This is a genomic window from Pseudoalteromonas sp. NH0006-46 (assembly GCF_057547735.1).
The window spans coordinates 124,431-141,935 of sequence record NZ_BAAJML010000002.1 but is presented as its reverse complement, the minus strand read 5'-3'; the positions used below and the strand labels follow the sequence as shown (position 1 = coordinate 141,935).

At 40.5% G+C, this 17,505-nt stretch carries 23 protein-coding genes and 1 tRNA gene; 6 read left to right on the top strand and 18 right to left on the bottom strand.

Features of this window, described 5'->3' with window-relative positions; all coding sequences use genetic code 11:
* Positions 1 to 117: 117 nt before the first annotated feature.
* The 9 genes from rplL to deoC all read right to left on the bottom strand — a co-directional run bounded on the left by rplL (position 118) and on the right by deoC (position 5,579).
* On the bottom strand, positions 118 to 480 hold the full coding sequence (gene rplL, locus AC27I2_RS05500; RefSeq protein WP_006791261.1) for a 50S ribosomal protein L7/L12: 363 nt from the start codon (positions 478 to 480) through the stop codon (positions 118 to 120).
* A 73-nt stretch (positions 481 to 553) separates the two neighbouring features.
* On the bottom strand, positions 554 to 1,048 hold the full coding sequence (gene rplJ / locus AC27I2_RS05495; protein WP_054206867.1) for a 50S ribosomal protein L10: 495 nt from the start codon (positions 1,046 to 1,048) through the stop codon (positions 554 to 556).
* A gap of 322 nt (positions 1,049 to 1,370) precedes the next feature.
* The gene (gene rplA, locus AC27I2_RS05490) at positions 1,371 to 2,075 is read right to left on the bottom strand and encodes a 50S ribosomal protein L1 (protein ID WP_006791263.1); all 705 of its coding nucleotides are present in this window, start codon (positions 2,073 to 2,075) and stop codon (positions 1,371 to 1,373) included.
* 3 nt (positions 2,076 to 2,078) lie between these two features.
* Complete coding sequence (rplK, locus tag AC27I2_RS05485; RefSeq protein ID WP_002958879.1) at positions 2,079 to 2,507, bottom strand: 50S ribosomal protein L11; 429 nt, start codon at positions 2,505 to 2,507, stop codon at positions 2,079 to 2,081.
* A 214-nt stretch (positions 2,508 to 2,721) separates the two neighbouring features.
* A complete protein-coding gene (nusG, locus tag AC27I2_RS05480) occupies positions 2,722 to 3,279 on the bottom strand; it encodes a transcription termination/antitermination protein NusG (protein ID WP_006791264.1) in 558 nt (185 codons plus the stop codon).
* A gap of 4 nt (positions 3,280 to 3,283) precedes the next feature.
* Positions 3,284 to 3,661: a preprotein translocase subunit SecE gene (secE, locus tag AC27I2_RS05475; protein ID WP_058405990.1), complete on the bottom strand. Its 378-nt coding sequence runs from the start codon at positions 3,659 to 3,661 to the stop codon at positions 3,284 to 3,286.
* 132 nt (positions 3,662 to 3,793) lie between these two features.
* Positions 3,794 to 3,870 (bottom strand) — tRNA-Trp (locus tag AC27I2_RS05470).
* 106 nt (positions 3,871 to 3,976) lie between these two features.
* The gene (locus tag AC27I2_RS05465) at positions 3,977 to 4,825 is read right to left on the bottom strand and encodes an SPFH domain-containing protein (protein WP_487203677.1); all 849 of its coding nucleotides are present in this window, start codon (positions 4,823 to 4,825) and stop codon (positions 3,977 to 3,979) included.
* Between the two features lie 13 nt (positions 4,826 to 4,838).
* Positions 4,839 to 5,579, bottom strand: coding sequence for a deoxyribose-phosphate aldolase (gene deoC / locus AC27I2_RS05460; RefSeq protein WP_487203676.1), 741 nt, complete (start codon positions 5,577 to 5,579; stop codon positions 4,839 to 4,841).
* Positions 5,580 to 5,857: 278 nt separating this feature from the next.
* On the opposite strand from deoC, the gene cysG reads away from it, so the two are divergent.
* Genes cysG through cysQ form a run of 6 tightly spaced genes read left to right on the top strand, consistent with a single transcriptional unit; the run spans position 5,858 to position 12,816 of the window.
* Positions 5,858 to 7,282, top strand: a complete 1,425-nt coding sequence (gene cysG, locus AC27I2_RS05455) for a siroheme synthase CysG (RefSeq protein WP_138527318.1) — start codon at positions 5,858 to 5,860, stop codon at positions 7,280 to 7,282.
* Positions 7,283 to 7,333: 51 nt separating this feature from the next.
* Positions 7,334 to 8,233, top strand: a complete 900-nt coding sequence (cysD, locus tag AC27I2_RS05450) for a sulfate adenylyltransferase subunit CysD (protein WP_006791269.1) — start codon at positions 7,334 to 7,336, stop codon at positions 8,231 to 8,233.
* Positions 8,233 to 9,657, top strand: coding sequence for a sulfate adenylyltransferase subunit CysN (cysN, locus tag AC27I2_RS05445; protein ID WP_487203675.1), 1,425 nt, complete (start codon positions 8,233 to 8,235; stop codon positions 9,655 to 9,657). The genes cysD and cysN overlap by 1 nt, the downstream gene beginning before the upstream one ends.
* A 31-nt stretch (positions 9,658 to 9,688) precedes the next feature.
* Positions 9,689 to 11,413 (top strand): SLC13 family permease, encoded by a 1,725-nt coding sequence (locus AC27I2_RS05440; RefSeq protein WP_138527319.1) that lies wholly within the window; start codon positions 9,689 to 9,691, stop codon positions 11,411 to 11,413.
* Between the two features lie 33 nt (positions 11,414 to 11,446).
* Positions 11,447 to 12,043: an adenylyl-sulfate kinase gene (gene cysC, locus AC27I2_RS05435; RefSeq protein WP_487203674.1), complete on the top strand. Its 597-nt coding sequence runs from the start codon at positions 11,447 to 11,449 to the stop codon at positions 12,041 to 12,043.
* Between the two features lie 5 nt (positions 12,044 to 12,048).
* On the top strand, positions 12,049 to 12,816 hold the full coding sequence (gene cysQ / locus AC27I2_RS05430) for a 3'(2'),5'-bisphosphate nucleotidase CysQ (protein ID WP_487203673.1): 768 nt from the start codon (positions 12,049 to 12,051) through the stop codon (positions 12,814 to 12,816).
* Between the two features lie 116 nt (positions 12,817 to 12,932).
* On the opposite strand, the gene AC27I2_RS05425 is transcribed toward cysQ, so the two are convergent.
* The 9 genes from AC27I2_RS05425 to AC27I2_RS05385 form a co-directional block, all read right to left on the bottom strand.
* Complete coding sequence (locus tag AC27I2_RS05425; RefSeq protein ID WP_138527320.1) at positions 12,933 to 13,229, bottom strand: hypothetical protein; 297 nt, start codon at positions 13,227 to 13,229, stop codon at positions 12,933 to 12,935.
* A gap of 36 nt (positions 13,230 to 13,265) precedes the next feature.
* Positions 13,266 to 13,679 (bottom strand): hypothetical protein, encoded by a 414-nt coding sequence (locus AC27I2_RS05420; protein ID WP_487203672.1) that lies wholly within the window; start codon positions 13,677 to 13,679, stop codon positions 13,266 to 13,268.
* Between the two features lie 71 nt (positions 13,680 to 13,750).
* Positions 13,751 to 14,005 (bottom strand): hypothetical protein, encoded by a 255-nt coding sequence (locus AC27I2_RS05415; protein WP_487203671.1) that lies wholly within the window; start codon positions 14,003 to 14,005, stop codon positions 13,751 to 13,753.
* 47 nt (positions 14,006 to 14,052) lie between these two features.
* A complete protein-coding gene (locus AC27I2_RS05410; protein ID WP_058405981.1) occupies positions 14,053 to 14,334 on the bottom strand; it encodes a hypothetical protein in 282 nt (93 codons plus the stop codon).
* Between the two features lie 118 nt (positions 14,335 to 14,452).
* A complete protein-coding gene (locus tag AC27I2_RS05405; protein ID WP_257903628.1) occupies positions 14,453 to 14,815 on the bottom strand; it encodes a hypothetical protein in 363 nt (120 codons plus the stop codon).
* Between the two features lie 291 nt (positions 14,816 to 15,106).
* Positions 15,107 to 15,904, bottom strand: coding sequence for an alpha/beta fold hydrolase (locus AC27I2_RS05400; protein ID WP_487203911.1), 798 nt, complete (start codon positions 15,902 to 15,904; stop codon positions 15,107 to 15,109).
* Positions 15,905 to 16,067: 163 nt separating this feature from the next.
* Entirely contained in the window at positions 16,068 to 16,436 is a 369-nt protein-coding gene (locus AC27I2_RS05395) for a DUF7674 family protein (RefSeq protein ID WP_058405978.1), read from the bottom strand.
* A gap of 93 nt (positions 16,437 to 16,529) precedes the next feature.
* Positions 16,530 to 16,919, bottom strand: a complete 390-nt coding sequence (locus AC27I2_RS05390) for a hypothetical protein (protein WP_487203670.1) — start codon at positions 16,917 to 16,919, stop codon at positions 16,530 to 16,532.
* Between the two features lie 148 nt (positions 16,920 to 17,067).
* Entirely contained in the window at positions 17,068 to 17,316 is a 249-nt protein-coding gene (locus AC27I2_RS05385) for a hypothetical protein (protein ID WP_487203669.1), read from the bottom strand.
* Between the last annotated feature and the right edge of the window lie 189 nt (positions 17,317 to 17,505).

Here is a 17,505-nt window from a genome sequence, read left to right as displayed (position 1 = left end):
AATTAGATTTTATTTGCGCTATAAGAGTGCATCACTCCATAGCGCAAAAAGGCCGGTGATTAAATAATCACCAGCCCTTGCCTGATTTCTCAGGCAGCGAACTTAGCGTAAGCTAAATTACTTAACCTCAACTTCAGCACCAGCTTCAGTAAGGTCTTTTGCAAGTGCTTCAGCTTCTTCTTTAGATACACCTTCTTTAACAGGTGTAGGAGCAGCTTCAACAAGTGCTTTAGCTTCTTTAAGGCCAAGGCCTGTAGCGCTACGAACAGCTTTGATTGCAGCAACCTTGTTAGCGCCAGCGCCAGTAAGGATTACGTCAAATTCTGTTTTCTCTTCAGCAGCTTCAGCAGCAGGACCTGCTACCATAGCAGCTGCAGCAGTTACGCCGAATTTTTCTTCCATTGCTTCAACAAGAGCAACAACGTCCATTACTGACATTTCAGCAATTGCGTCAAGGATTTGGTCTTTAGATACAGACATTACAAATTTCCTAATAATTAACGGACTCTAGGTCCAAATAAATTTTACACCGAAAGGATTAAACAACTTAAAATTAAGCAGCTTGCTCTTCTTTCTGTACACGTACTGCTTCAATTGTTTTACACAATTTGCCAGCAGACGCTTCTTTCATAGCACTCATTAAGCGTGCAACAGCTTCGTCGTATGTAGGTAGAGTTGCAAGCATAGCTGCATCTACTACGTTACCTTCAAAAGCGGCCGTTTTAAGCTCAAATTTCTCATTCTTTTTCGCGAAATCTGAAAAGATACGCGCAGCAGCACCAGGGTGCTCTGATGAGAAAGCGATTAAGCTTGGACCAACAAATGAATCAGAAAGACACTCAAAATCTGTTCCTTCAAGAGCACGTTTTGCTAAAGTGTTACGAACAACTTTCATCCATACACCAGCTTCACGAGCTTCTTTACGAAGGGCAGTGATTGCGCCAACTGTTACACCACGAGAATCTGCAACAACTGCAGATAGAGCACCATTGGCTGCTTCGTTGACTTCAGCAACTATTGCTTTTTTGCCTTGAAGATTTAAAGCCATGGGTGTTACTCCTGGTTTAATGGGGTTACCGACAATCGGTTTCCCCTGTTCTACTCTTCCCTACCAAACAAAGGTAGAGATGCTTTTTACGGCGAGAGCCAGAAGGATTAGGAAAAATCTATCTGGGGTCTACACCGTCTACGTAGGTAAAATTAAGGCCTAAGCCGCCTACGGTCTTGGACGGAAGCCCAATTTATCGATTTGCCAAAGGCGCACCGAAATTATGGACTTCAACCCGAATTCTTTACTTTGCTAATTAATAAATTAATCAACAAAATGGCGCGAAATTATAGTACAAATTTCGTGCCATGTAAACACTAAATTAAGCAACTACTGTGTTTAAAGTAGCTTGGTCAACAGAAACACCTGCGCCCATTGTTGTAGAGATAGTTACTTTTTTCAAGTAAACACCTTTAGCTTGAGAAGGTTTAGCCTTCTTAAGTGCAACAATTAGAGCTTCAAGGTTTTGTTGAAGTTGCTCAGCTGTGAAATCAACCTTACCAATAGTAGTATGGATGATACCATTTTTGTCATTGCGGTAACGCACTTGACCAGCTTTCGCATTTTTAACTGCTTCTGCAACGTTAGGTGTTACAGTACCAGTTTTAGGGTTTGGCATTAGACCACGTGGACCTAAAATTTGACCTAGTTGACCAACAACACGCATAGCGTCTGGAGATGCAACAACAACGTCAAAATCCATCTCGCCTTTTTTAACTAGCTCAGCAAGATCTTCCATACCAACTAATTCAGCACCGGCTTCTTTCGCAGCTTCTGCGTTAGCGCCTTGTGTGAATACTGCAACGCGAACGTCACGACCAGTACCGTTAGGTAGTACAGTTGCACCACGAACGTTTTGATCAGATTTACGAGCATCGATACCAAGGTTAACAGCAACGTCAACACTTTCTACGAATTTAGCTGTTGCTAACTCTTTTAAAAGAGCAACTGCTTCATTGATTTCGTAATCTTTAGTTACTTCCACTTTTTCGCGGATAGTACGCATACGTTTAGTTAATTTAGCCATTTCTTAGTCCTCTACGTTCAAGCCCATCGCACGCGCAGAACCTGCGATAGTGCGAACCGCTGCGTCCATATCGGCAGCTGTAAGGTCAGTTCGTTTTGTCTCAACAATCTCTTCAAGTTGAGCACGAGTTACTGTGCCTACTTTATCAGTGTTAGGACGGCCTGAGCCTGACTTGATACCAGCAGCTTTCTTAAGTAAGTAAGCAGCAGGTGGCGTTTTCATGTCGAACGTAAATGAACGGTCACCGTAAACAGAGATCACTACAGGAACTGGAGCGCCTTTTTCGATAGATTCTGTACGTGCGTTGAACGCTTTACAGAATTCCATGATGTTTACACCGTGTTGACCTAGTGCAGGACCTACTGGAGGACTAGGGTTAGCCATACCAGCGGCAACTTGTAGCTTGATTAGAGCTTCAACTTTTTTAGCCATTATAAATACCTCATTTGGTGGGTCTTAGCCTTGTGCGCGCGAGGACGCGTACTCTAACGGCTTCCCAGTTTAAAAATTGGTTTCGTACTTTTTGTATAGTAAAAATAAATTTTTACCTTAATACAAAAAGGCCGCTGATTATAAGTTAATCAGCGGCCTTTTTCAAGCTTCGTGCCAAAATTTATAAAAACTCTAGCGAAGCTTTTTTAATCAATTACTTATCTTGTTCAACTTGACCAAACTCAAGTTCAACTGGCGTAGAACGACCAAAAATAAGTACAGATACTTTTACGCGGCTTTTTTCGTAGTCAACTTCTTCAACCACACCACTAAAGTCGGCAAATGGGCCATCAGTAACACGAACAACTTCACCTGGTTCAAATAATGTAGCAGGTTTAGGTGCTTCAGCATTTTCTTGTAAACGGTTAAGAATACGGTCAGCTTCTTTAGAGCTAATTGGCGCTGGACGGTCAGATGTACCACCAATGAAGCCCATTACACGCTCTGTGCTGTTCACTAAGTGCCAGCTAGCGTCATTCATATCCATTTGTACTAATACGTAACCTGGGAAGAATTTACGCTCAGATTTACGCTTTTGGCCAGCGCGCATCTCAACAACTTCTTCAGTTGGTACTAATATTTCACCAAAGCTCTCTTCAAGACCTTCAATTTTAATGTGTTCAGTTAACGTTTGAGCTACACGCTTTTCATAACCAGAAAATGCTTGTACTACGTACCAACGTAATTTAATTTCTTTGTTCTCATCCGACATGGGATCAGATCTCCAATCCAGTTAAAAAGCCAACAGCGCGGAATAAAATGCCATCTAATCCCCAAAGGATAAGTGCCATAATCACGGTTGCAACCATTACAATTAATGTCGTGTGGGTAGTTTCTTGACGCGTTGGCCAAATAACTTTGCGTACTTCAATACGAGCTTCTTTAGCAAAAGCAAGGAAGGTACGTCCCTTAAAAGTTTGTGAGGCAATGGCTAATCCGGCCGCTATTGCAACCACAACGCCGATAGCACGTAGTAATACAGACTGATCTGCATACACATGGTTACCAACAACTGCGCCTGCAAGTAGCGCGATTGCTACTAACCACTTTACTGACTCCATCCCACTTGATGGTGTTTCTACATTCGTGCTCATAATATTATTACCTTAACTACAGACACAACAACCCTACGCGTCGGCAGGGTTAATCCATTAAAATCTAAACTTAAAAACAGACTTATTTAAACCGATTTTTAACCCCAGACTTACTCATATTAGTGAGTAAAGTGGCAGGGGCGGAGAGATTCGAACTCCCAACCGTCGGTTTTGGAGACCGCTGTTCTACCAATTGGAACTACGCCCCTGCAAAGTGGATGCCTATTATACTTACGCAAATCATTTACACAAGCCTAAAAGATACACGCAATGCAAAATCTCGATAAACAATTAAGTCCTTAATAATAAAAAGGCTTAATTAGCCCCTTTAACGAGTGGCACGCCATTATTACCCACAGGAATATAAACCGTTGTATGGTTTGGCGACTCAGCCATTTTTATTTGCGCATTTATGGCTTCATGTTGTAAATAATTAGCCGTAAGCGTAGCGTTAATAATTTTTTGTGCCTGCGCAATCCCCTTCGCTTCTTCGACGCGTATTTCTGCATCTTTTCGCGCAATTTCTTTTTGTGTTTCTTTTTCAGCGAGCAATTGTTGCGCAGCAAGCTTTTTCTCAACCGCATTAGCAACAATGTCGGGATAGTTAATATTACCTACAACCACATTAGCAAGCTTAAAGGGGGTGGTTGATAAATAATTTTGCAAACGTTGGGTGACCTCTAGTGCTATTTTTTCGCGGTTTGTTTTAAGTTCACCACTGTCGTACTTTTGCACGGTATCTCTTACGTAAGTTCTAAACGTTTCACGCACAAAACGTTTGTACCAATTTTCTGCACCATATTGTTCAACAACGGTTCGCACTGAGCCACTTTGAATGGCAATAACAGCGTGAAAATCAAATTTAATGTTCAAATCATCATTAGCTAATATTCTAAATGTTTCGGTATACGTATTAGGCCGCATATCTATGTTCACCACTTCATTACGCAACAGTGACATACCATAATTAGCAGGCCCTATCATGGTACCTTGGTAACCACCTTCGCCAAATACCCGTGGTTTTTCGTAAACATAACCTTCTTCGCCTGCGGGAGTACTCGGGTTAGTACACGCGGTTAAACCAAATCCAATTACACCGACAACAAAGGCACCTTTAATTAAATTATTAACCAAACTTTGCATCCCTGAATTTCTTGCTCTCATTATTTATCCTTTATTATTTTTCTAATTCTTTATATACATCGCTTAATAGGCTTGAAGCACCAAACCTAAATGTGCTGGCTTGTAGGTAGTCATCGCTCATTATTGAACGGGCTAGTGCTAAATATTCACTGGCATCAGCCACCGTTTTAACACCACCTGCCGCTTTAAAACCCACTCGTTTACCTGAGTTTTTAATGGCCGTTAAAATTACTTTAGTTGACTCAAGCGTCGCGTTTATAGCCACTTTACCGGTACTGGTTTTTACAAAATCAGCACCGCCTTTAATAGCCAGTTCGGTCGCTTGGGCAATCAACGCCTCGGTTTTTAGTTCACCGCTTTCTATAATTACTTTTAGCTGAGCTTTAGTGCCGCATGCTTTTTTACTTTCACTTACGTAGTTAAGCGCGGTTTGCGTATCCCCTGCAGTTAATTTTTTATAGGGGATAACAAGGTCGATTTCATCGGCACCGCGTTCAATGGCTATGAGAGTTTCGTTAATTACATCGCTTAATGGGGCATCACCTGTCGGAAAGTTAGTCACCGTTGCAACTTTAACGTGGCTAAGCTCTCGTGCAGCAAGCGCTATTTTTGCATCGTCAACAAAATCGCTATATACACATACTGCCGCCGGTGTGCCTAATGTTGGCCTAATGCTATTGATCAAAGTTTCAATATCTTTTGTAGTATCGCTTTTGTTTAAGCTAGTTAAATCCATAAGCTTTGCCGCGAGTAATGCGTCTTGTTGTTTTGTCATACGAACTCCCTTGCCCTACTTGGGTCAAATTAATATGCTTCATATTAACAAATTAAAAAAAACTCGCTATAGCTCATAACCAAACACTCTAAGCTTATTATTTTACTTGTAACTGGTCGCAATCCCTTGTTAACTCAGCCTTAGGCTTAAAACCGCCACCCAATATAACTTTTGGTTATATAAACTTGGTTTTAATTATTTTTTACTTACATATAACCGCTATATTCTGCGCAACAGATTAGAGCGTTTTTATAAAATTGTTTAGAGGTGTTACAAACGTGCAATATTTACCTATCTTTACCAAACTCGACAACAAACCTGTATTGGTTGTTGGCGGTGGAGAGGTCGCATTACGCAAGTGCCGCGCGTTTTTAAAAGCCCGTGCAGATGTCACTTTAGTGGCACCTTGGTTTTGTGACGAGTTAAAAGAACACGCACAACACAACGAAGTTACCCTAATAGACGCCTACTTTGACGAGTCGCACCTAAACGGAAAAATGCTAGTTATTGCTGCAACCGACCGAGACGAAGTGAACAACACTGTGTTTGAGCTTGCCAATGCACGCAATGTGTTTGTAAACGTGGTTGATGACCAACCTAAATGCACGTTTATATTCCCTTCAATTGTTGACCGTAACCCTATTACAATTGCTATTTCGAGTGCAGGCACAGCTCCTGTACTGGCACGCCGTTTACGCGAAAAGTTAGAAACATTAATACCACAACATATTGGCCCACTTGCCACACTGGTGGGTGGCTTTAGAGATAAAGTAAAACAGCGCTTTAAGCACTTTTCAGACCGCCGCCAATTTTGGGAAGGCGTGTTCGACTCATCGGTTGTAAGTAAAGTACAAACCGGCGACACCCAAGGCGCAGAGCAACAACTTGAACAAATGCTAGATGCAAAAGCCGAGCCCGAAGGCGAAGTTTATGTGGTAGGTGCCGGCCCTGGCGACCCAGAACTTTTAACCCTTAAAGCGCTTCAACTTATGCAACAGGCCGATGTCGTTGTATATGACTTTTTAGTGTCTGACGAAATTATGGAGCTGGTTCGCCGTGATGCCGACCTAATTTGTGTAGGTAAACGCTTAGGCGATCACAGTGTTGTTCAAGAAGATACTAACCAAATGTTGGTTGACCTCGCTAAACAAGGTAAAAAAGTGTGCCGAATTAAAGGTGGTGACCCGTTTATTTATGGCCGCGGCGGTGAAGAAGTTCAAGTATTGGCTGCCAACAACGTAAATTACCAAATAGTACCGGGAATTACAGCTGCAGCAGGGTGTAGCGCGTATGCAGGTATTCCGCTTACGCATCGCGATCATGCTCAGGCTATTCAATTTGTAACTGGGCATTGTAAAAAAGACGGCCAAGAACTTGATTGGCAATCGCTCGCTAAGCCAAATCAAACGCTTGCTATATACATGGGCGTTATTAAGTCACCGCACATTCAAGCTGAGCTATTGCAACATGGCCGTAAAGCCGACACGCCAGTTGCCGTAATCGAAAATGGTACGCGCAAAAATCAACGTGTAGTAACAGGCCAATTAGATGACCTTGCCGATTTAATTGAACGCAACAGCATTGTATCGCCAGCATTACTTATTATTGGTGAAGTAGCCGCCTTGCACTCGCAACTTGCATGGTTTGGGCAAAACAACCAAACAAGTAGCTATGCGCAACCGTTAACCGATATAGCAAATTAGTAACCAAATTTAACTTTATAACTTTTAATCATTTTAGTAGGACGACTAACAATGGCTTTAACTCATCTTCAGCAACTTGAAGCTGAAAGTATCAAAATCATGCGCGAAGTCGCCGCTGAGTTTGAGAACCCAGTAATGCTTTACTCAATTGGTAAAGACTCGTCGGTACTTTTGCATTTAGCGCGTAAAGCGTTTTACCCTGCAAAAATTCCGTTTCCGTTATTACACGTAGACACCGACTGGAAGTTTCGTGAAATGATTGAATTTCGCGACCGAATAGCAAAAGAGTACGACTTTGATCTACTGGTACACAAAAACCCAGAAGGCTTAGCAATGGGCGTTGGCCCCTTTACTCATGGCTCGGGTAAACATACCGACATAATGAAAACCCAAGGGTTAAAGCAAGCACTTAATAAATACGGTTTTGATGCCGCCTTTGGTGGCGCACGCCGCGACGAAGAAAAATCGCGTGCAAAAGAACGTGTGTACTCGTTCCGCGACAAGCACCACCGTTGGGATCCAAAAAATCAGCGTCCAGAGCTTTGGAACACCTACAACAGCCAAGTAAACCCTGGCGAAAGCATTCGTGTATTCCCACTTTCTAACTGGACTGAGCTTGATATTTGGCAATACATTTATCAAGAAAACATCGAAATGGTACCACTTTACTTAGCTAAAGAGCGCCCAGTAGTTGAACGTGACGGCACACTCATTATGGTTGATGACGAACGTATGCCACTTGAAGAAGGCGAAGTACCACAAATGAAATCGGTCCGTTTTCGTACTTTAGGCTGTTACCCACTAACCGGTGCCGTTGAATCTACAGCCAGTACATTAACCGAAATTATTGAAGAAATGCTGCTATCTACGTCATCAGAACGCGAAGGCCGTGTGATTGACCATGACTCAGCAGGCTCAATGGAGAAGAAAAAACGTGAGGGGTATTTCTAATGTCTAGCCAAAATAACGATACATTTAACGAAGTAAAAGAAATAGGCATAGACGCCTACCTAGCACGCCAACAAGACAAAAGCTTATTACGCATGCTTACCTGTGGCAGCGTAGACGACGGTAAATCAACACTGATTGGCCGCCTGTTACACGACAGCCACCAAATTTATGAAGATCAGTTAGCTGCACTTCACAAAGACAACGAAAAAGTAGGTAATGCAGGTGAAGATCTTGACCTTGCACTACTCGTTGATGGCCTTCAAGCTGAACGCGAACAAGGCATTACCATTGACGTAGCGTACCGCTATTTTTCAACGGCTAAACGTAAATTTATTATTGCCGACACCCCTGGGCATGAGCAATACACACGCAACATGGTAACGGGTGCATCAACAAGCGATGTTGCCATTATTTTGGTTGATGCGCGTTACGGCGTGCAAGTACAAACTAAGCGCCATAGCTTTATTTGTGACTCGCTAGGCATTAAACAGTTTGTTGTAGCCATTAACAAAATGGATATTGTTGATTTTGACGAAACCGTATATGAACGCATTAAAGCCGATTACCTTAAATTTGCCGAACAGCTAAACGTATCAAACATTAAGTTTGTACCTATGTCGGCGCTTAAAGGCGACAACGTAGTAACGCGTTCTGCGCATACACCTTACTACACCGACAAGCCACTGCTTGAGCTTTTAGAAGACTCACCAGCAGCCGAAACCGATACTGGTTTTGAAGCACGTTTACCTGTGCAATATGTAATACGCCCTAACCTAAACTTTCGTGGTTTTCAGGGCACATTAGCATCGGGCAAACTACAAGTAGGCGACGCTGTAAAAGTATTACCGTCAGGTAAAAATTCAAGCATTAAAGAAATTGTCACCTTTAATGGCAACCTAGACACAGCAGAAGCAGGCCAAGCAATTACTATCACGCTAAATAGCGAAATAGATATTAGCCGCGGCGACGTAATCGTGCCGGCAAGCTCAACCGCCGCCGTTACTAATCAGCTTCAAGCTAAAATTGTATGGATGCATGAGTCGCCATTAGTGTTAGGTAAAAACTACAACCTAAAACTAGGCAGCAAAAACACGTCAGCGGTAGTTAAAAAGATTGATCACACCATCGATGTGAACACGCTTGAACACGGCACAGCCGATTCACTGCAGCTAAACGAAATAGCAATTGTAACACTTGAACTAACCGAAACTATTTTGGCCGACGAGTACCACAATAACCACGAAACAGGCTCATTCATTCTAATCGATCGTTTGTCTAACCTAACGGTTGCAGCAGGTATGATTGAACACGTACTGCAAAGCGAGCAAAGCAAAGGCGAGTTTAGTGACTTTGAAGTTGAGTTTAATAGCTTAGTACGCAAGCACTTCCCGCATTGGCAAGCGCTTGATATTTCAAAACTGTAAGTTTATTAATGTCTGTTAGGAATAATAAAGCATGGTAGAGCAGCTCGTTTTAACAGGCATAATGCTTACCTTAGTCGGGTGCCTTTTTGGCACCCGCATTAATCCAGCATGGTTATTTGTAAGCGCCATTGGCACCAGCTACTTAGCGGGGCTAATTGACCTAGAAAGCATGCTCGTTAATTACGCAAATCCGTCACTTATTACATTAGTACTATTGGTATTAGTGTCGATTGCAATCGAAAAAACCACATTAATTCAAAAGCTATCCATGTCGTTATCTAAAGGTAGCTTAGTTAAGTCGGTAACAAAGCTGGGGCTTTCCAGCGCATTTTTATCGTCGTTTACTAATAACACGGCAGTTGTTGCCTCGCTTATTAGTGCAATAAAAGATAACCCCAATCATTCACCCTCAAAGCTATTATTACCGCTGTCGTACACGGCTATTTTAGGCGGCACCATTACCCTAATTGGTACTTCAACAAACCTAATAGTTAACGGTTTTGCGGTAGATGCCGGCATGCAGCCTTTGGGCTTTTTCGACTTTACCTTAGTCGGTTTGGGGGCGCTTAGTGTTGGCCTTATTACTATTTTGGTCATGCTTAAATACTTACCCGACAACGGCAAGAGCGATCAAGAAGTCGTTCCTTTTTACCTTGAGGGTAAAATACAAACAGGCTCTAAATTAATAGGCCGCACAGTAGAAGAAAACGGCCTACGCGATTTAAAAGACTTGTTCCTCGCTGAAATAATTCGGAATAACGAACGTATATGCGCAGTAACGCCTCAGCAAATTATCCAACAAAACGACGTACTATTGTTTGTGGGGGATATAAAGTCGGTGCCGCTATTAACCCGTTTTGATGGTTTAAAAGTAGTGCACGACAATCATGAAAAAGACATCGAACATTTAGTTGAAGTGGTCGTAAGCCAGTCGTCTAAATTTATAGGCAAAACAGTAAAAGAAATCCGTTTTCGCGAGCAGTTTCACGCCGCTGTTATTGCTATTCGCCGTGGGCACGACCGCCTTCAAGGCGGCCTTGGCCAAGTGCAATTACAAGCCGGCGATTCACTCATTTTGGCACCCGGTAAAAACTTTTACAGCCTGCCTAATTTAAAGCGCGAGTTTGTGTATATTTCAGGCCTTGATTTACAAACCCACCTCGCACCCAAACAATCTAACATTGTATTGCTCAGCTTTGTCGGTGTACTGGGTTTAAGTATTTTTGGGGTCGTGCCGTTAGTCAAAGGCTTATTGGTATTACTTATTGGCTTAATGCTCAGCGGCACCATAAAACTTAACGAAATAAAACGTCGCTTTCCGCTTGAGTTACTTGTTGTAGTAGGTAGCGCCATTGGCCTTGCAAAATTAATGATAGGCACAGGGCTTGCTGGGCAAATATCGAGTGCGCTATTTATGGTGCTTGGCGACTTTGGCCCGTACGGCGCATTTATAGCCATATTTTTAATGACCGTACTATTTACCGAACTGATTACAAATAATGCCGCCGCTGCGTTGTCGTTTCCGGTTGCGTATTCACTTGCCGTTGGCTTTAATGTAGACCCGCTCCCCTTTATTATGGCAGTTGCTTTTGGCGCATCGGCAAGTTTTATATCACCATTTGGGTATCAAACAAATTTAATGGTGTATAGCGCGGGTAATTATCGTTTAAAAGATTACATTGTTATGGGCTTGCCCCTTTCTATTATTTATTCAATCACGGTATTAACCCTGATCCCGCTAGTATTTCCGTTTTAATACTGGCGCAAACAGCATAAGAGACACATCACTATGGATGAAAATATAGTTTGGCATAACTACGCAACCACTAAAGCACAACGTAGCGAGCAAAAAAAACATAAGCCGGCTATTTTATGGTTTACCGGTTTTTCAGGCTCAGGTAAAAGCACCGTAGCCAACGCACTCGAAGCGGCGCTTAATCAGCAAGGTGTACACACTTACCTGCTCGATGGCGACAACGTACGCCACGGTTTATGCAAAGACCTAGGCTTTAGCGACGAAGACCGCATAGAAAACATTCGCCGTGTAGGCGAAACCGCAAAACTAATGACCGACGCAGGCTTGTTAGTGCTTACTGCGTTTATATCGCCTTTTAGATCTGAACGCGACATGGTGCGTAACTTAGTAGACGACGGTGAGTTTATTGAAGTATTTATAGATACCCCACTTGATGTATGTGAAAGCCGCGATCCAAAAGGGCTATACAAAAAAGCACGCGCAGGTGAAATAAAACACTTTACTGGGATCGACTCAAACTACGAAGTCCCCACCCAACCTGAAATAATTTTAGATACAAGTAAAAACTCCCTAGACCAATCGGTTGCCCAACTGATAACGTATCTAAAACAAACGCATATAATAGGTTAACCCCAATGAACCAAACCGAACTGCTAGAAGAAACCCTCATCCTTGCCCGCACCGCAGGAAAAGCCATTATGGGGATTTACGAAAAGGACTTTAACGTTGAATACAAAGCCGATGAAAGCCCAGTAACCGACGCCGATTTAGCAGCTCATAAGATCATTGTAGCGGGGCTACTACAGCTTACGCCCGGCATACCCATTCTTAGTGAAGAAAACGCCGACATAAACTGGGCTATTCGCCAAACGTGGAAAAGCTACTGGCTAGTAGACCCAATCGACGGCACTAAAGAGTTTATTAAAAAGAACGGCGAATTTACCGTAAACATAGCCCTAATCGAAAACGGAAAACCGGTACTCGCAGTTGTCGATGCCCCTGCACTTGGCGTATCGTACCTAGCTGCTGACGCCATTGGCGCTTTTAAAGACAAAGGCGATGAGCGTATAGAGCTAAAAGTAACCACTAAGCCTAATAAAGGGCTAATACGCGTTGTAGGTAGCCGCTCGCACCCATCTCCCGATTTAGCTGAATTTGTAAAACGCTTTGACGACGTTGAAATGGTATCAAAAGGCAGCTCACTAAAGTTATGCTTAGTGGCCGAAGGCAGTGCCGATATTTACCCGCGCCTAGGCCCAACGTGTGAATGGGATACAGGTGCAGGCCATGCAGTTGCTGAAATAGCCGGTGCTAAAGTGACTAAGCTTGATGGCAGCCCACTTATTTACAACACCAAAGATGAATACTTGAATCCGTATTTTGTGGTGAGTGCGATAGAATAGTAAGCGCAGTTTTGAGTGGTTAGCTATCAGTTGTCAGCTAGGCAAGTGATAGCTTTTACTATGAAAGTTGCTCAGTGAGCATAAAGTAAAATGCTTAGTAACGCTTAAGTTATTTATTATGTAAAAGTTAACTCAATAAGCGCACTAAAGCACAGCAAAGTTATAAACAAACCAAGCGATAAAATAACCTTTTCCTTTCGGGTTTGCTCAGGTTTTTGGGAAAATACAAAAACAGTTCGGTAAAGCGTACTAGGCACTATTAAAACCAAGCCAATAAACGCAGGAAACACACCTAATATAAAACCAAATGCAAAACCTGAATTTTCCATTTGGCCAAATATAGCGCTAAACCCAAACCAAATAATAGCAACTGCAAAAAACGCAACGCCCACTGAAATCGATAAAAGTGCCATTTATTAAATTCCTTTTATTTCATCTCGAAAGAAAAATTAGTTTAACGATTCTGAAACAGCTATCTCTGCATCTATAATCGCTCGATGCGCCTTTAAACCAATATTACTAGAATAAAAGTCAGCAGCAATTTTTAACTCTTGTGCAGTTAATAATGAAGTAAGTTTGCTTTTAAAAATAATTTTAGCTGCGTTGACATTAATTGGGTCAGCCATAACTGTTGAAGGCATTGACTCAATGAAGGCCCGCTTTTGGCTTTCGGGTAAATCCCTTAGTATTTCTGAAAGTATCTTTTCAGGACTAATATTCACTTCTCCCCCAAATGAACTTAAGATCTCTTCCATTTTTAGTGCTGCATAGAGTCGTTCAAATTCAACGTTTGAATCTATCTTATGAGTTGAAGTGCAAGCACAGGCTAGAAAAATAAATAATAATAACAATACGTTGTTCATAATAACCTTATAATTTATAGCTTTGAGTGGAAGTAAAACACTGATCCTAACTCTTTTTTAATAGAATACACTTAATTTATATTCAGCAATAAAAGCACTATCCCTCCAACAAACAGCACAAAATAAATCTTAACGTGCCAGTTTTTTGAATAGTTTTCTTTATACTCTCTGAGCATTTTATCAATATCGCTAGATGTGAATTCATAGCCACATCTATAACAGGTTGCCATGCCTTTTTCAATATGAGCTTTGCACTTAACACATTTATAAATATACGTAAGTCGGTCTATATTGAGATAAGGATATCCGTTATCTTTATTTTTCATCCTGCTGACACCTAATAATATAAAGAGCTACTGGGCAAATATGCTTTTTAAGGGATAAAGAAAGTAAAATAGGTGCACGCACCAATACCTATAATCAGCATAAAGAGCCGCTTTATTAAATTACCTTCAGTAGGAGGAATTTCCTCACCGGTGTATGGTGCATAAATACTTCTATTTAATATAAATGCATAGATATATCTATAACAAAAGAAAAATACAAACACACAAAACAACAACTTTTCTACTGACTCAAAACCTATGAAAAAAGCAGCTCCTAACATAAACCATACTATGCCGAGCAATATAACAATGGCTTTCTTTTTATCCATACTGACTGCCTTTATTTTTTCTTTAAGTTCTTTATTTATAAAATTTAATAGGCGTTTTAGTTAACATATTTGGACGTGTTGAAGCCTGTGAAAATCTAAGTAAGGTTTTTAACCTTTATTAAATTGCGGTTTTAACGCTGGAATTTATAGTCGGTAACCCTAATTTTTTGGCTATTGCTGCAAATTGAGCTTTTGTGTATGGCCCATAAACAAACTCCTTGTGTTCAGCAAACTTGTTATCTTTGATTTTATCAATATAGTAAAAAGCACAAGTTTTATGCGGACAAGCATAAACCGAAATATATTGCTCGTTTGACTTAATATTTATTGGTTCATCCAGTCGCCCAATATATGCGCCCTGACCAAGGCTGTAACCTAACCTTTTGGTACCGTCAATGTAATACACTTTATAAGGTTGCTCCTTCCAAATTGGAGAACACCCACTAAGAAGTAATGATATTAAAACTAAAAATGTTCTCACACACTTCCCTGCATTCTAGTAACTTGCTCAAATTACACCCTTATAGTTAACATGAGCGTGTTCTTATTTTGTGTACATCTATTAGTAACAAACTGTGTAAGTGATTGCCAATTATAAAATTATATTAATCGAGGTATTTTACTATGTGTAAAAGAGTGCGGCATGAAGCAATACAGTGTTTTTAGCTAAAGGATAAAGGCAAAAGAATGACCGTTTCCAATCAACAAGTGATGGCTATTATACGTTTTTAAGACTTGCCATTAATTGAACGCTTTTTAAGAGCTACGACCTTTATCGGTTTTGCTGGGCGATAAACGCAAGCGAGTGCTGGTTGAATAAGTCTGGGCGCTCTACGTTACAAACATGGCCGCAATGGTGAATAGTTTGCAGTACGCTATTTTTGTGGCGCTTTACCATTTCTTTAACCGGGCCAAGGAACATATGATCTTCTTTACCCATAATATAAAGAATGGGTATATCGATGTCTTTTTCTTTGAAATACTGCATTAAGGGGTTTACGTCCATGGCTAATTTAAACCACTTTATAAACTCTTTTTGGCACAAGCGTTTTGCTTCACGAACAAACAAAAGCCGAGACTCTTTATGGCGCTTTTTCGGCATCATAATAAAAGCAAATAAACGATACAGCCACATATACGGCAAGAAGTGTTTAAACGTATTACCTAAATAAACCAAAGTGTTGCTGCGAGTATTAAAGCGAGTCACCGCGCCACCTAGCACCATGCTACAAACATATTGCGGCGCAATTTCAGCAATATTACGAATAAGAATGGTGCCCAATGAAATACCAACAAAATGTGCGCTAGGGATATTGTTATGATCTAACACATCGATGATGTCTTTAGAGACCTTATTAAACGAATAATTATTATCTACAAAGTTTTGCACTAAGTTGTTCGATTTACCGTGACCACGAAGATCGAGCAGCAATACATTATATTCTTTTTTATAGGCTTTAAGCTGACGGAACCAAATTGCCGAACTCCCCCCTGCACCATGGACAAATACAACCCATGTTTTACTGGTTTCATGCGGAAAAATAGTATGAAAAAGAATATCTGTGCTCATTGCAGTTAGCGGCCTATTTACTTCATTTGCCATATTTAATTGTTAGAAGTATAACGGAGTTTAATAAAAATCGCTTATGAAGTTCAGAACAATCACTCCTACTTAACAACTTTTCGGGGCAGGTTTTGGTTTTTAAAGAAAAACAAATAATAACGCCCTACTCTTACTGACAGCGTATTTGAGGCGCTTGGCCATGAAAATTTAAGTATAGCTTTTTTAGTTTGTCGGGAACGAGTGACCAGCCCATTTCAATTCCAATAGGGGTCGCTTTCCAAAACAAGTGTTCAACATAATAGGTATCTATGTAATCAAACTCGGTAGGACTTGCAGTGTCTAGTTTTAGACTCATGTATGACAAATGCTTTAGGGCGTCGGCGTTTTTATGTTCGTTGAATGCAAACGTTGTTAAATTTGCGAACTCCTCCATACGAAAAGCGAACTCACATTCTTCGTGCTTATCCATTAGCGGTATGACGTCTGGAAACTTAGATTGTATATCCTCAATAAATTGTCTTATTTCTTGGTCTGCCATATATTTCCTGTTAATAAGTAGTCATTCAGATGCCGATGAAAATTATAAACTGTTATTTATCTTCATCTTGAATAAAAATGAATTCTGAGCTTATTATTTTACTTTTCTACTTCCTCTGCCCTTAAAGAATAAAACCGCTTCAAGTGCAAAAATACAGGCCATACCAATGGCTAATACTTTACCAATGTAAACAAACCCAGGAGCACCACAGGAGCCTGAATAAGGTGATACACCTGCTATTTCCAGCATATACAGATACATTGGAAAATACCCAAAAATAACCAGCAATAAAATTGGAATCCAAATTTTTTGTATATTATATGAAGCCCTAATAAATATAGCTGCAGTCATTAGAACACCAGCAAAAATTAAGTAATTAATTAATTGAGTTTCATGTTGTTCTGTTAACCCTTCTGGTTGAACAAAACAAGCGAAGGAATTAAAAGAGGTTATTAAACATATTAATACAATAATCATTTTCAAATTTGATTCCAACTTAAGTCTAGCCAACCAGTTAGTGAAGCAGCGCATTAATGATTGTTGCCTATAAACATGATAAAACCTCTAAATAAATTGCAAAGCTGCAATTCATATATGTATCAAAGTGAGTTAATTTATTGAGTTATTAGGTTTATGCCTTATCGCAAAAAGTAAGTACAATTTCTTTGTGCCCACTCGATTTAAGCTTTTTTAATTGGTCGCTAGTATTCGGTACTAAATTTGAATACTCAAAATTTAGATAATCAATAACTTCACACTCTGTCCAAGGGCCAAGTGACGCTTTGAAGTCACAAAAATCATTTTGCATTTCCCTGAATGATTTATATTCGACTTTCGTTAATATTACTGCTGTTTCAGTAAAAACTATATTGATTAACACGATGAAAACCCTGATAATTTAACAAAAAACACTTTCATTACTTCCAGATGAAAACATCCTTATTTTATGAACATCTATTAATAACAAACCGTGTAAGTGTTTGCCAATTATAAATATTATATTTTAGAGAGTTATTTTATCGTGTAGAAAAAAGTAAAGGGTGTCATTAATGCGCTTTTAACACCTTGT

Excerpts from the sequence above, each read along its gene's own strand:
- AC27I2_RS05400 (WP_487203911.1), bottom strand. The coding sequence starts at position 15,904 with ATGAGCACAGATATTCTTTTTCATACTATTTTTCCGCATGAAACCAGT.
- AC27I2_RS05395 (WP_058405978.1), bottom strand. The coding sequence starts at position 16,436 with ATGGCAGACCAAGAAATAAGACAATTTATTGAGGATATACAATCTAAG.
- secE (WP_058405990.1), bottom strand. The coding sequence starts at position 3,661 with ATGAGCACGAATGTAGAAACACCATCAAGTGGGATGGAGTCAGTAAAG.
- rplK (WP_002958879.1), bottom strand. The coding sequence starts at position 2,507 with ATGGCTAAAAAAGTTGAAGCTCTAATCAAGCTACAAGTTGCCGCTGGT.
- AC27I2_RS05440 (WP_138527319.1), top strand. The coding sequence starts at position 9,689 with ATGGTAGAGCAGCTCGTTTTAACAGGCATAATGCTTACCTTAGTCGGG.
- rplL (WP_006791261.1), bottom strand. The coding sequence starts at position 480 with ATGTCTGTATCTAAAGACCAAATCCTTGACGCAATTGCTGAAATGTCA.
- cysQ (WP_487203673.1), top strand. The coding sequence starts at position 12,049 with ATGAACCAAACCGAACTGCTAGAAGAAACCCTCATCCTTGCCCGCACC.
- AC27I2_RS05465 (WP_487203677.1), bottom strand. The coding sequence starts at position 4,825 with ATGAGAGCAAGAAATTCAGGGATGCAAAGTTTGGTTAATAATTTAATT.
- rplJ (WP_054206867.1), bottom strand. The coding sequence starts at position 1,048 with ATGGCTTTAAATCTTCAAGGCAAAAAAGCAATAGTTGCTGAAGTCAAC.
- AC27I2_RS05425 (WP_138527320.1), bottom strand. The coding sequence starts at position 13,229 with ATGGCACTTTTATCGATTTCAGTGGGCGTTGCGTTTTTTGCAGTTGCT.
- nusG (WP_006791264.1), bottom strand. The coding sequence starts at position 3,279 with ATGTCGGATGAGAACAAAGAAATTAAATTACGTTGGTACGTAGTACAA.
- cysD (WP_006791269.1), top strand. The coding sequence starts at position 7,334 with ATGGCTTTAACTCATCTTCAGCAACTTGAAGCTGAAAGTATCAAAATC.
- AC27I2_RS05410 (WP_058405981.1), bottom strand. The coding sequence starts at position 14,334 with ATGGATAAAAAGAAAGCCATTGTTATATTGCTCGGCATAGTATGGTTT.
- deoC (WP_487203676.1), bottom strand. The coding sequence starts at position 5,579 with ATGACAAAACAACAAGACGCATTACTCGCGGCAAAGCTTATGGATTTA.
- AC27I2_RS05420 (WP_487203672.1), bottom strand. The coding sequence starts at position 13,679 with ATGAACAACGTATTGTTATTATTATTTATTTTTCTAGCCTGTGCTTGC.
- cysC (WP_487203674.1), top strand. The coding sequence starts at position 11,447 with ATGGATGAAAATATAGTTTGGCATAACTACGCAACCACTAAAGCACAA.
- AC27I2_RS05415 (WP_487203671.1), bottom strand. The coding sequence starts at position 14,005 with ATGAAAAATAAAGATAACGGATATCCTTATCTCAATATAGACCGACTT.
- cysN (WP_487203675.1), top strand. The coding sequence starts at position 8,233 with ATGTCTAGCCAAAATAACGATACATTTAACGAAGTAAAAGAAATAGGC.
- rplA (WP_006791263.1), bottom strand. The coding sequence starts at position 2,075 with ATGGCTAAATTAACTAAACGTATGCGTACTATCCGCGAAAAAGTGGAA.